The organism is Paracoccus sp. AK26 (genome assembly GCF_011801365.1).
In the GTDB taxonomy this organism is placed as follows: Bacteria; Pseudomonadota; Alphaproteobacteria; order Rhodobacterales; family Rhodobacteraceae; genus Paracoccus; species Paracoccus aerius.
The window spans coordinates 87,738-100,224 of the sequence record NZ_CP041044.1; the positions used below are offsets into that span (position 1 = coordinate 87,738).

Below are 12,487 nucleotides of genomic sequence, written 5' to 3' on the forward strand. Positions count from 1 at the left end.
GCGCCGGCCTTCCCGGCTTCGGGCTCGGAGAGATCGCGACTGCTATCGTTCCGTCCAACGGCATCCTCTTACAGCAAACCACCGTCCGGCCGCGGAACATTCGGGCCTTTCGCCCCACGCCGTCCCCAGAGCCTGTCCGCGAAGCCGGGCGCGGCGAACCAACAGAGCAAAGGAGTAAAGATCATGACCCAGCAAGCGAGAACGCGCGTCGCTGTCAACGGCTACGGAGTGATTGGCAAACGGGTCGCTGACGCAATTGCCCTCCAAGACGATATGGAGCTGGCCGGCATCGCCGATATCGCATCCGACTGGCGCATTCGAGTGGCAGGGGCCAAGGGCTACGCCATCTTCGCCGCCACGGAAGAACGGCTTGATCCGATGCGAAAGGCGGGGCTCGACCTCGCGGGCGCTCTTGGCGATCTGCTGGAAACCGCAGACGTGGTCGTCGACTGCACGCCGAAAAACGTGGCCGCAAGGAATGTTGCAGTCTACCGGCAGAAGAACGCCAAGTTCATCCTCCAGGGCGGCGAGAAGCACGAGGTCACCGGCCATTCCTTCGTCGCTGACGCGAACTATGAGAGCGCGATCGGCCGCGACTGCACCCGCGTCGTCTCGTGCAACACGACATCGACGGTCCGAACGCTGACGGCGCTCAAGCGCGCCGGGCTGCTCCGGAAGGCCCGCGGGACTTTGCTGCGGCGGGCCACCGACCCGTGGGAGAGCCATCTCGGCGGCATCATGAACACGCTGGTGCCCGAACCCGAAATCCCGAGCCATCAAGGACCTGACGCGCAAAGCGTCGACCCCGAGCTGGACGTCCTGACGATGGCGGTGAAGGTGCCGCAAACGCTGGCGCATCTGCACTACTGGACCGTGCAGCTGACCCGCGCCGCGAGCAAGGACGAGGTGCTCAACTCGTTCCGCGCCTCCTCGCGGATCGCGCTCGTCGAGATCGGCGACGGCCTTTCGGCGATCAACGCCGTCAAGGAGATGATGGCCGACCTCGGGCGCCCCCACGACAACCTCTACGAGGTGGCGCTCTGGGCTGACATGCTGAGGGTCGAAGGCGACGAGCTCTTCTACGCCTACATGGTCGACAACCAGGCGATCGTAATCCCCGAAACGATCGACGCCATCCGCGCCCTGACCGGGCAGGAGCGCCACGCCGAGCGCTCGGTCGCTGCCACGGACCGCTCGCTCGGCATCGGCGCGATAGCCGATGCACTGGGGCGAGGCTGATCGATGTCGGCCCTCGCCCCGTTCCTGTCGCGGACGCGCATCGCGTACTTCACGATGAGATGGCCTCAACCGGATAGCACCTGTTTCAGGGCCTGGGATCGCTCGCGGCAACACGGCCCGGCCAGTCGCCGCACCGCCAGCATCACACTGATACGCAAGAGCAACGTCATCTCGCGGCTCTGCCGCACAAGTAAGGACAGGAGCAACTGATGAGCTCTCCACACTCCCACCACCATGGCCATCAGAACCATCAGGCGCATGCGAGCGCGCCTCGCGATGGTGAAGGCCAACGCGGCGACTCGCAGATTATTGCCGCCACCGGCTCCAGCCATTCCGAGCATGCCGGGCACGGCGGTCACGACCACGGCGCGATGGTGGCGAACTACCGGCGCCGCTTCTGGCTGGTTCTGGCGCTGACGCCGCCGATCCTGTTGCTTTCGCCGATGATCCAGCATTGGCTTGGCATCGCAGAGACTCTGGCGTTCCCTGGCGACCGCTACGTCATCTTCGTGCTCTCAACCATTGCGTATCTTTATGGCGGATGGCCGTTTCTGACGGGCTTTACCTCCGAGCTGCGCAAACGCCAGCCCGGCATGATGACCCTGATCTCGATTGCGATCTCGGCTGCCTATTTCTTTTCGGTCACCGTCACGTTCGGCTTTCCGGGCCAAGAACTTTACTGGGAACTGGTGACTCTCATCGCGATTATGCTGCTCGGTCACTGGATCGAGATGCGTTCGGTCATGGGAGCATCCCGCGCGCTCGAGGAACTGGTGCGGCTCCTTCCGGATTCAGCCACGCGGATCAAGGCTGACGGATCGTCGGAGGAGGTGCCAATCTCAACCCTTCAGCCCGGTGACAAGGTCATCGTACGGCCCGGTGCAAAGGTTCCAGTGGACGGCCAGATCATCGAGGGTTCGTCCGGTTTCAACGAGGCCATGCTCACGGGCGAATCGCGGCCCGTGACCAAGGGGGTCGGTGCCGCCGCCATCGGCGGTGCGATAAACGGGGCCAGCGCCGTTACCATCAATGTAACGGCGACAGGCGGCGCCACCTATCTGTCGCAGGTCATCGAACTGGTAAAAAAGGCGCAGGCGACGCGATCGCGGACACAGGATGTCGCCAACCGTGCGGCCGCCTGGCTGACCTACATAGCACTCATTGTGGGATTCGGCACGCTGTTCGTCTGGTGGCTTTTCCTCGACGCGCCCCTCGAATTTGCCATCGAACGCATGGTGACGGTCATGGTCGTTGCCTGCCCTCACGCCCTCGGCCTTGCTGTCCCGTTGGTGGTCGCGGTCAGCACGTCGCTGTCGGCCGGCAACGGGCTGCTGATCCGCGACCGCGCAGCCTTTGAGCGGGCGCGCAATCTCAGCGCGGTCGTGTTCGACAAGACCGGCACATTAACTGAGGGTCGTTTCGGTGTCAGCGACATCGTATTGCTCGCCGATGGCGATGAAAACGAGGAACTCAGCTTTGCCGCAGCCGCCGAGAGCCAGTCCGAGCACCCCATCGCTCACGGCATCGTGGCCGAGGCGAAGGAACGAAGCCTGGTCATTCCCAAGGCAACTGACGTTAGCAACATCACCGGCGAAGGCATCGTGGCCAAGGTGGACGGCCAAGATGTGCGTATCGTCAGCCCTGGGCACCTGGCACGGCAGGGCAACGCCATTGCCCATAACAGCCTCAAGCATCTGGAAGGACAGGGCAAGACTGTTGTCGTGCTCGTCCGCGACGGTACGCCGCGGGCACTCTTTGCGCTGGCTGATATCGTTCGCCCGGAATCGAAGGATGCCATTGCCGAACTCAAATCCCTCGGGATCAGCTCGATCATGCTCACCGGCGACGCCGAGGGCGTCGCAAAAACGGTCTCCGAGGAACTCGGAATCACCGAATACTTCGCCGAAGTGCTGCCGGATCAGAAATCCCAAAAGATCGAGGAGCTCCAAGCGCGAGGGCTCTCCGTTGCCATGGTCGGCGACGGGGTGAATGATGCGCCTGCGCTCGTGGTGGCCGATCTCGGGATCGCCATCGGCGCGGGCACCGATGTTGCCGTCGAATCTGCCGATGTGGTTCTGGTGCGCAGCGACCCACGCGACGTGGGCGCTATCCTCGGTCTGTCCCGGGCCACCTATCGCAAAATGATTCAGAACCTCGCTTGGGCGACCGGCTACAATGCGATCGCCATCCCGATGGCGGCCGGCATTACCTTCGGGACCGGCTTCATGATGACCCCTGCTGTTGCGGCCGTATTCATGTCGGCCAGCACCATCATCGTCGCCATCAACGCTCAGTTCCTGCGCTCTTACAGGAGGCACACATGACGACAAGAAGCGCATACCTGGAAGCTCCCGCCATGCGAGTGATCCTTCCGTTGCCGGGTAACGAAACCTTCGCGCGCCGTCTCGCTGACGAAGGAGGATGGGAACTGGGCGCGCTGGAAACGCGGCGTTTTCCTGACGGCGAGACTTACGTCCGCATCCTTTCTGAGGTGAAGGACAAGGTAGTCGACCTGGTTTGCACACTGGCGCGTCCCGACGACGGATTTCTGCGGTTGATCTTCGCGGCCGATGCAGCGCGAGATCTGGGCGCCCGTCAGGTCAACCTGATCGCCCCCTACCTTTCCTACATGCGGCAGGATCGTCGCTTTCAGCCGGGAGAGGCGGTGACATCCAGGAGCTTCGCGCGGCTTGTCTCGGCGAGCTTCGACCGGTTGGTGACTGTAGATCCGCATCTCCATCGCTATGCGGCGTTGTCGCCTCTCTACACGATCCCCACAGATACACTGCATGCTGCGCCGCTGCTGGCGGACTGGATCGCCGCCGAAGTCGACAAACCCCTGATCATCGGCCCTGACAAGGAAAGCGAACAATGGGTCTCGGCGATCGCGGCACGCATCGGTGCGCCGCACGCTGTGCTGCGCAAGGTGCGCCACGGCGACCGCAATGTTGAGGTTGAGCTATCGGACCTTTCCGAATGGCGCGGCCTGCAGCCGGTGCTTGCCGACGATATAGCGTCGTCAGGCCGTACACTGATTGAGGCCGCCCGCATGCTTCCGCTGCAAGGCTTTGTCCGGCCCATGGTTGCTGTGGTGCATGGAATATTCGCGGACGATTCCTTTCAACGCCTCACAACCCTTTGTGACCGCATCGTCTCGACAGACTCCGTACCCCACGAAAGCAATGCCGTCGGGCTCGCCTCCCTGGTCGCCAGGGCGATTGCGTCTGCGTCCGGTGATGAGGCCGATCTCATTCGGCATCGACGACCGCCGGAACCGCCAGACGATGTGGAATAGGCGGACTTCTTTCCCGGCAGCGATCCACGCCCGTGGACGGCCGGACGGTGAAGCGCCCCCCTCGCAGGAGCAGTACAATGGAACAGCACAACGTTACGGCCAAAGCGGGATCCCGGCTCAAGCGGGCGGAACTGGCATCGTCCTTCGGGGCCGGCCTGCTTGGGGGTGGTCTGGGAGTTCTGGCGGCGCCGTACGCGGCCGACCTTGCCGTGCCCGTGCTTTTCGCAGGAGTCCTGATGCATGGCTGGGGCATGTACGACAAGCATGCCATCCAGCGGGATCTCGGCCGACTGGAGGCACCATGGATGAAGGTGCTTTACTGGCTGTGCTGGGCCATGCTGGTGGGATTGAGCATCCTGCTCGCCGACAGGGTGTTTTTCTAGGCAGCGGGGTTCCCAATCCCCGTCCCCGCCGGGTTTCCGCCGTACGGGAACCCGGCACATTCGATCTCCAGGGAAGGTCCTTTCAATGAACCGTGAGCTATCAACTGATTATGTTGCCTGGGCAGAGGGTTACGGTGTGATCAGGCACGCGCCGGAGACTAGGGAACGTGCTCAGCAACTCGGGTACCTGCTCGTTGAATGCGGGCAGATACCCGACGTCGATGCGTTCTACAGGCTGCTCGCGGCTGCCGACCGCCTGTCCTCCGCCGCAATGTGGACTGTTGCCCACATGACCTATGCCCAACGTGTCGACCTTTCCGGCGCACCGCTGCCTGCCGACGCGTTCAAGAAGACGCCCGAGGGCCACACCGGCGGATCCCTGAACATGGTGCCGGCCTTCGTGGGCTATCTCGCCGCCAACGCGATCAGCGCGAAAACCCGTTCATGGATGATGGGACAAGGCCATTCTGTCGCCGCGATCGAGGCGGTCAACGCGTTGACGGGGGATGTTTCTCCTGCGCAGAGGGGCCGCTATGATCGGAGCGAGAGGGGTCTCTCGCAGCTTGCCGCCGATTTCTACTCCTATGCCATCGACGCCCACGGCGCTGCGGCAGTCCCGCTCGGCAGTCATGCCGGTCCGAACACCGCCGGTGCCATCTCGGAGGGTGGCTATCTCGGCTTCGCCGAAGTTCAGTACGTCCATGCGCCGCTGCCCGGCGAAAGCCTCGTCGCCTTCCTGAGCGACGGGGCCTTCGAAGAGCAGCGCGGCTCGGACTGGACGCCCCGGTGGTGGCGCGCTGAAGATTCTGGCCTCCCAATTCCAGTCATGATCCTCAACGGCCGGCGCATAGAGGAACGTGCCCAGATTGCGCAGCAGGGCGGTGCGGACTGGCTCACCGACCACCTGAAGCTCAACGGCTTCGATCCCTTCATCATCGATGGCCGTGATCCTACGGCCTTCGCCTGTGCGATCATTGAGGCTGAAAGGCGACTTGAACGTTTCGCGTCCGATCCTGCCCGCACCTACCCGGCGCCTATTCCCTATGTCATTGCCGAGACGGTCAAGGGCTTCGGCTTTCCAGGCGCCGACACCAACGCGGCGCACAACCTACCTCTCGGCGGCAATCCCGCACAGGACCAGCTGGCGAGAGACGCCTTCAACGAGGCGGCGCGAGCGCTGTTCGTTCCCGCCGAGGAAATCGAAAGCGCTGCCGCGGAAATCACCGTCTATCGCAAGCAGGGACGAGAGCCGGAAAGCCGGCATGCGCTCGCATTGCGCAGCCCGGCCGCACCGAACCTGCCCGAGCCGGACTGGATGGTCTCAGGCGATCCGCCCGATTGCGCCATGCATGCGCTCGACCGCTGGTTTGTCCGCGTCGTGAACGCCAACCCTGGACTCCGCCCGCGTGTGGGCAATCCCGACGAGCTGCGCTCCAACCACATGGGAGCAACACTCGACCGGTTGCGCCACCGGGTGAATACCACTGAGCCCGGCGTTGCCGATGCCATCGACGGTGCGGTCATCACTGCACTCAATGAGGAAGCGGTTGCGGGCGCGGCGCTGGCCAACAAGGGTGGGATCAATCTGATCGTCAGCTACGAAGCCTTCGCCATGAAGATGCTTGGTGGTATGCGGCAGGAGATCGTCTTTTCCCGGCGGCAGCGCGAAGCCGGCCAGAAGCCGGGCTGGATTTCGGTGCCGCTGGTCGTCACCTCCCATACCTGGGAGAACGCGAAGAACGAACAGTCACACCAGGACCCGACCATTGGCGAGGCGCTGCTGGGCGAGATGTCCGACACCTCGCGGGTGCTTTTCCCGGTGGATGCGAACAGCGCCATGGCTGCGCTCCGATCCATCTACGCGGGCCGCGGTCAGGTGGGGTGCCTGATCGTCTCCAAGCGCGACATGCCGCACCGCTTCGATGCTGAGGCCGCCACCCGTTTCGTCACTGATGGTGCTGCCCATGTGCAGGACGAGACGGAAGGAGCCGAGCTGCAAATCGTGGCGATCGGCGCCTATCAGCTCGAGGAGGCCCTGAAGGCGGCCCATCGGCTCAGGGGCCATGGTCGCCACGTGCTCGTGACGGCGATCTCTGAACCAGGCCGCTTCCGCACGCCCCGTGATCCCATTGAGGCCGCTTTCACAGCGAGCGACGAGAACCTGGCTGCCCTGTTTCCACCGGGCATTCCGCGCCTGATCGTTTCCCATACGCGGCCAGAACCCATGCTCGGCTTGCTCCGGCGACTGGATTCCGGCCCGCGGACGACGGCTGCGCGCGGCTACATCAGCCGGGGCGGCACACTGGACGTGCCAGGGATGCTATTCGCCAATCGCTGCACCTGGGCGCATCTGATCGACGCCGCTGTTCCACTCACCGGCTGGAGCAGGGATGACCTCCTTGCTCCGGATGAACAGGACGCCGTGGAAGGCCGCGGGGATCCCGCTAACATCACCGCATTCAACATCTGAGGTCATCATGCTGACGCTAACCTCTCTCGGCGGCGCAAGTACCGTCACTGGCTCCAAACACCTCCTCACCAACGGCGACAAGCGCATCCTGATTGATTGCGGCCTCTTCCAGGGGCTCAAGAACCTGCGCGAGTTGAACTGGACGCCGCTGTCAGTGCCGCCGTCCAGCATCGATGCCGTGGTGCTCACCCATGCCCACCTCGACCATTCGGGCTATCTCCCGCGACTGGTGCGCGATGGATTCAAGGGTCGGATCTATGCCACCGCGGCGACGCGTGACGTGGCCGAGTTGATCCTCAAGGATAGCGGATTTCTCAACGAGAAGGATGCCGAATACGCCAATCGCAAGGGCTTCTCCAAGCACAAGCCGGCGCTACCGCTTTACGGTGTGGGAGATGTGGAACGGGCGATGGAACTTTTTACAGTTGTTCCATTCGACCAGCCATTTCAGCTTCCCGTTGGCGCGATCCTGACGTTCCGCCGTGCCGGCCACATTCTCGGTGCGGCCAGCGCCGATATCGAATGGGGCGGCCGACGCATCGCGTTCTCGGGCGATCTCGGGCGGTATGGCGATCCAGTACTGCCCGATCCGGCTCCCGTAGCCGACGCTGACTACATTGTCGTCGAATCAACCTACGGCAACCGCATTCACGATCCCGCCGACACAACCGAAGTGCTGGGCGAGGTTATCGAGCGAACTGCCGGCCGCGGGGGCACTGTAGTCATCCCCGCCTTCGCAGTGGGTCGTGCGCAATCTATCCTTTATCATCTCTGGAAGCTTCGCGCGGCAGGCAGGCTCCAGGCGGTGCCGATCTATCTCGATAGTCCGATGGCAATCAACGCCACGGACCTGCTTCACGCACACAGCGAGGATCATCGCTTGACTCATGATGAATGCACGGCGATCTGTGCAGTCGCCACTTATACCCGCGACGTCGAAGCCTCAAAGGCGATCACTGCCAGCGTCTGGCCCAAAGTCGTGATCTCTGCCAGCGGCATGGCGACTGGTGGCCGCGTGCTTCATCACCTTAAATCCTTCGCGGGCGATCCGAAAAACACGATCCTGTTTTCCGGATTCCAGTCTGCCGGAACCCGGGGCCGCGCAATGGTTCAGGGCGCGCAGGAGATCAAGATCCACGGTCATTGGATACCGGTCAGGGCGGAGGTCAAAAATCTGTCGGTGCTCTCGGCCCATGCCGACAGCAACGAGTTGATGCGCTGGCTTCTGGAGTTTCGGCGCGAGCCGTCACGCGTCTTCATCGTTCACGGTGAGGACACGGCATCCGAGGCACTGAGGATCCGGATCGACCGCGAACTCGGCTGGAATGCCACTGTGTCCCGCCAGGATCAGGTGTTCGATCTATGACCACGCTCCACTCTTCTCCCGGACCAGAGCAGGCAACGCTTCGTGTTCGGCGTCTGCGATTGCACACCCAACACCAGCCGGTTGTCGTCATGCGGACCGACTGTCATGTTTGCCGCGCAGAAGGGCTTTCTGCGCGCTCGCAGGTCCTCGTTTCCGGCGGTGGCCGGGAACTGCAGGCAACGCTCTTCCAGGTGGAGGGCGATGGGCAACTGGCCCTCGATGAAGTCGGGCTTTCCGAAACGGCCTGGGAGATGCTGGGGATCGCCGAGGGCGCAGAGGCCCGAGTCACGCATGCACCCGCGCTCGAGTCGCTGGCAAGCGTTCGTCGACGCATCTATGGCAACCGGCTCGACGCGGCTGCCTTCACGGGGATCGTGCAGGACGTGGTCGCCGGCCGTTACACGGATGTTCAACTGGCTGCGTTCCTGACGGCGAGTGCGGCTTTGCCGCTCGACGAGAACGAGACCGCCTACCTAACCGGGGCAATGATTGGGGTCGGCGATCGCTTGCAATGGGATGCCCCTGTTGTCGTCGACAAACATTGTGTAGGCGGCCTGCCGGGGAACCGGACTACTCCCATCGTCGTGGCGATCGTCGCAGCCAATGGGCTTGTGATGCCAAAAACATCATCACGAGCCATCACCTCGCCCGCAGGCACCGCCGATACGATGGAGGCCCTCGCTCCCGTCGACCTCGACATCGCTGCCATGAAGCGCGTGGTCGACGCCGAAGGAGGGTGCATCGTCTGGGGCGGAGCGGTCCATCTTAGCCCGGCTGACGACATCTTCGTACGCGTTGAACGCGAACTCGACGTCGATATGGAGGGCCAGCTCATTGCCTCCGTCCTCTCCAAGAAAATCGCCGCGGGAGCCACCCATGTCGTCATAGATATCCCCGTTGGACCCACCGCCAAGGTGCGCAGCGAAGCTGCGGCATCTCACCTTTCCACGCGGATTATGGCAATCGCCTCCCGGTTCGGCGTGAGTGCGAAATGCCTGCAAACCGATGGGTCGCAGCCGGTCGGTAGAGGCATCGGTCCCGCGCTCGAAGCGTTCGACGTGCTGGCCGTTCTGCAGGATGCGCCTGGCGCGCCGGATGATCTACGCATGCGCGCCGCCATATTGGCAGGCGCAGCACTCGAGATCGGCGGGAAAGCCGAGACCGGGAAAGGTTTGGCGCTCGCGCTCGAAACACTGGCCGACGGACGTGCCTGGAAGAAGTTCGAGGCGATCTGCGAGGCTCAGGGCGGGATGCGCATTCCACCCAAGGCGGTCCATGTCCATCCGCTGGAAGCACCACATGCTGGACGGGTTGTTCAAATCAACAACCGCAAGCTTTCCCGACTTGCCAAGCTTGCAGGCGCACCGGAAGCCAAGGCAGCCGGCATCCACATGAAGGTTGGCTTGGGTGATCGGGTGGACAGTGGACAGCCGCTTCTCCACCTCCACGCGGAGACGCCCGGCGAACTGGCATACGCGATCGATTACGCTGCGCAGGCCGCCGACATAATTGAGATCGAGGCATAAGTTGGTCCCTGGTCAACATCGAGGCGTAGCGCGTCTCTCTCATGCCCCGCCACATCTAGCCTGAGCCTGAAAATCGCATGTCCGGGCGCGTCCGAGAACCCCTGCAAACTCGGAAATCCCTGAGAACGCTCTACGTGTGCCGCATGTTCGCTGCGGCTGATGGTGACGACCGGCAGCATATACTGCGGACACTGGAGCGCCGAAGGGAGGCCCTTATGGTCCTCACCATGCTTTCTCTCTTAGGCTACCCGCTCGACTTCAATCGTCAGGTGCGACAGATCGTGGATATGTGACAGGCGAGCGCGGTAAGCTGCGGGTTCCTGCGGGTCTGAGGAACGGAGCGCAATAATCGCACCGTGATGACCGGGACCAAGTTGCCAGACATGCAGATCTGTCACCTGATCGGTCCCCGTCTCGATTGCAGCCCGGATCTCGTCTGGCAAATCCTCGTCGTCGGGCATGTAGTCGAGCAGCACCCGGCCGGTATCGCGGATCAGCCCCCAGGACCAGCGAGCGATCACCAAGGCGCCGACAATACCCATGGTCGGATCGAGCCAATTCCAGCCATAGAGGCTGCCCAGCGTTAACGCCGCAATGGCCAGCACGGAGGTCAGCGCGTCGGCCAGAACGTGGAGATAGGCGGCCCGCAGATTGTTGTCGGTCACATGCCCCTGCTGATGGCCGTGCTCATGGACATGATGATCATGCCCGTGCCCATGAGCATGGCCGTGACTGTGCCTGTGTCCATGATGGTGATGGCCATGATCATCGCGAAGCAACCAAGCACAAAGAAGGTTAACGAGCAGTCCGATCACGGCCACGGCAATGGCTTGGCCGAAGCTGATGGCAATCGGGCTGTAGAACCGCATCAGGCTTTCCCAGCCGATCAGCAGTGCGATCAGTGCCAGCACGACCGCACTCGCAAAGCCTGCCAGATCCCCCATCTTGCCCGTGCCAAAGGTGAAGCGGGGATTGCGGGCGTTGCGACGGGCATAGCGGTAAGCGAGTGCGGCAATCAGCATCGCCCCGGCATGGGTTGACATGTGCCAGCCGTCGGCGATCAGCGCCATCGAGCCGAAGATACTGCCGGCAGTGATCTCGACCACCATCATTGCGGCCGTGATGATGATGACCAGCCAGGTCCGGCGTTCGTTACGCTCGTGATTGTCACCGAGGTAAACATGCTCGTGCGGACTCGCTAGGCGCGAGGCTTGAATGTTCATTTGAGATAGGTCCTGATGATGTCGATCAGTTCGCCGGCGGCCTGCCCGCGTGCGACGTCCTCATCCCGATCCGGGTTCGAGACATGCACGCGAATATGATCCTCGATCAGCTCTGCGGTCAGGCCGCCGACCGCGCCACGGATGGAGGCGACCAGGTTCAGGACCTCGCCGCAGGGAGCGTCAGCTTCCAAGGAACGCTCAACGGCCTCAATTTGTCCTTTAAGGCGGCGGACGCGGGCCAGGAGCTTGGCCTTGTGCTTTGTTGTATGACTTATAGTATAGGGGGATACCCTATTTAAGCTACAACGCAAGTCCGAATGCTGCAGACTTGACCTGATCAGCCCGTCGTTAATGGAACCTCGAACGGAAAGCCTTTCATCTTTGGCAATCAGGCGCAGCTGCGTGTCATGGAACATCTTGCCAAGCTCGGTTACGATGCTGCTCGTCAACGCCTCGCATCTCTTTGGCCGTCAATGGAGGCGGGTGCGGAGGTTGACCTTTGATCACACGCGAGCAATTCTCCAGAGATGCCGATAAACGCCTCGCCTGCTTTTGCTGTTTGGGTGAAATGGCTGCTTGCCTTGGCATTCGTCTGTGCGGCTGTCTGGACAGCATGGACTTACAGCAGACATCAAGGGCTGCAGCGGGGGTCCGAGCTTTATGCCGCACATTGCGCGGCATGCCACGGAACTCAGCTGGAAGGTCGACCTGACTGGCAGATCATGGGGGAAGACGGGGTTCTGCCCGCCCCACCTCATGACGAGACGGGCCACACCTGGCACCACGACGACGCGATGCTGACTGACTATATCCGCCGGGGCGGTCAAGCCGTCCTGGATGACATGGGCGTTCGCATGACATCCGGCATGCCGGCGTTTGGCGCCGTTCTGGAGGATGACGACATCGCCGCCATCCTCGCCTTTATCAAGTCCAACTGGCCTGCGCGGATACAGGCTGTCCAGACAGAGCGGAGTGGTGGCTGAGT

The 12,487-nt window shown here is 62.6% G+C and carries 10 protein-coding genes; 8 read left to right on the forward strand and 2 right to left on the reverse strand.

The window, feature by feature from the left end; genetic code table 11:
* Positions 1 to 183: 183 nt before the first annotated feature.
* The 7 genes from FIU66_RS15350 to FIU66_RS15380 all read left to right on the forward strand — a co-directional run bounded on the left by FIU66_RS15350 (position 184) and on the right by FIU66_RS15380 (position 10,279).
* Positions 184 to 1,239, forward strand: a complete 1,056-nt coding sequence (locus FIU66_RS15350) for a type II glyceraldehyde-3-phosphate dehydrogenase (protein WP_103174168.1) — start codon at positions 184 to 186, stop codon at positions 1,237 to 1,239.
* Positions 1,240 to 1,448: 209 nt separating this feature from the next.
* Positions 1,449 to 3,563: a heavy metal translocating P-type ATPase gene (locus FIU66_RS15355; protein WP_103174169.1), complete on the forward strand. Its 2,115-nt coding sequence runs from the start codon at positions 1,449 to 1,451 to the stop codon at positions 3,561 to 3,563.
* Between the two features lie 32 nt (positions 3,564 to 3,595).
* Entirely contained in the window at positions 3,596 to 4,534 is a 939-nt protein-coding gene (locus tag FIU66_RS15360; RefSeq protein WP_103174170.1) for a ribose-phosphate pyrophosphokinase, read from the forward strand.
* Between the two features lie 77 nt (positions 4,535 to 4,611).
* A complete protein-coding gene (locus FIU66_RS15365; protein WP_103174171.1) occupies positions 4,612 to 4,917 on the forward strand; it encodes a hypothetical protein in 306 nt (101 codons plus the stop codon).
* A gap of 85 nt (positions 4,918 to 5,002) precedes the next feature.
* Positions 5,003 to 7,387, forward strand: coding sequence for a xylulose 5-phosphate 3-epimerase (locus FIU66_RS15370; protein WP_167623766.1), 2,385 nt, complete (start codon positions 5,003 to 5,005; stop codon positions 7,385 to 7,387).
* A gap of 7 nt (positions 7,388 to 7,394) precedes the next feature.
* Positions 7,395 to 8,753, forward strand: coding sequence for an MBL fold metallo-hydrolase RNA specificity domain-containing protein (locus FIU66_RS15375; protein ID WP_167623767.1), 1,359 nt, complete (start codon positions 7,395 to 7,397; stop codon positions 8,751 to 8,753).
* The gene (locus FIU66_RS15380) at positions 8,750 to 10,279 is read left to right on the forward strand and encodes a thymidine phosphorylase family protein (protein WP_103174174.1); all 1,530 of its coding nucleotides are present in this window, start codon (positions 8,750 to 8,752) and stop codon (positions 10,277 to 10,279) included. Before FIU66_RS15375 ends, FIU66_RS15380 begins: the two co-directional genes overlap by 4 nt.
* A gap of 239 nt (positions 10,280 to 10,518) precedes the next feature.
* Here FIU66_RS15380 and dmeF read toward each other — a convergent pair whose 3' ends face one another.
* Both dmeF and FIU66_RS15390 read right to left on the reverse strand, forming a co-directional pair.
* Positions 10,519 to 11,502 carry a CDF family Co(II)/Ni(II) efflux transporter DmeF gene (gene dmeF, locus FIU66_RS15385; RefSeq protein WP_167623768.1) on the reverse strand — a complete coding sequence of 328 codons (984 nt, stop codon included), beginning with the start codon at positions 11,500 to 11,502 and terminating at the stop codon, positions 10,519 to 10,521.
* Positions 11,499 to 11,777, reverse strand: a complete 279-nt coding sequence (locus tag FIU66_RS15390) for a metal/formaldehyde-sensitive transcriptional repressor (protein WP_103174204.1) — start codon at positions 11,775 to 11,777, stop codon at positions 11,499 to 11,501. The genes dmeF and FIU66_RS15390 overlap by 4 nt, the downstream gene beginning before the upstream one ends.
* A gap of 288 nt (positions 11,778 to 12,065) precedes the next feature.
* Here FIU66_RS15390 and FIU66_RS15395 point away from each other — a divergent pair, with 288 nt between their 5' ends.
* On the forward strand, positions 12,066 to 12,485 hold the full coding sequence (locus FIU66_RS15395; RefSeq protein WP_240544798.1) for a cytochrome c: 420 nt from the start codon (positions 12,066 to 12,068) through the stop codon (positions 12,483 to 12,485).
* Positions 12,486 to 12,487: the final 2 nt, after the last annotated feature.

Coding starts and splice junctions, on each gene's coding strand:
- FIU66_RS15350 (WP_103174168.1), top strand. CDS start 184: ATGACCCAGCAAGCGAGAACGCGCGTCGCTGTCAACGGCTACGGAGTG.
- FIU66_RS15355 (WP_103174169.1), top strand. CDS start 1,449: ATGAGCTCTCCACACTCCCACCACCATGGCCATCAGAACCATCAGGCG.
- FIU66_RS15360 (WP_103174170.1), top strand. CDS start 3,596: ATGCGAGTGATCCTTCCGTTGCCGGGTAACGAAACCTTCGCGCGCCGT.
- FIU66_RS15365 (WP_103174171.1), top strand. CDS start 4,612: ATGGAACAGCACAACGTTACGGCCAAAGCGGGATCCCGGCTCAAGCGG.
- FIU66_RS15370 (WP_167623766.1), top strand. CDS start 5,003: ATGAACCGTGAGCTATCAACTGATTATGTTGCCTGGGCAGAGGGTTAC.
- FIU66_RS15375 (WP_167623767.1), top strand. CDS start 7,395: ATGCTGACGCTAACCTCTCTCGGCGGCGCAAGTACCGTCACTGGCTCC.
- FIU66_RS15380 (WP_103174174.1), top strand. CDS start 8,750: ATGACCACGCTCCACTCTTCTCCCGGACCAGAGCAGGCAACGCTTCGT.
- dmeF (WP_167623768.1), bottom strand. CDS start 11,502: ATGAACATTCAAGCCTCGCGCCTAGCGAGTCCGCACGAGCATGTTTAC.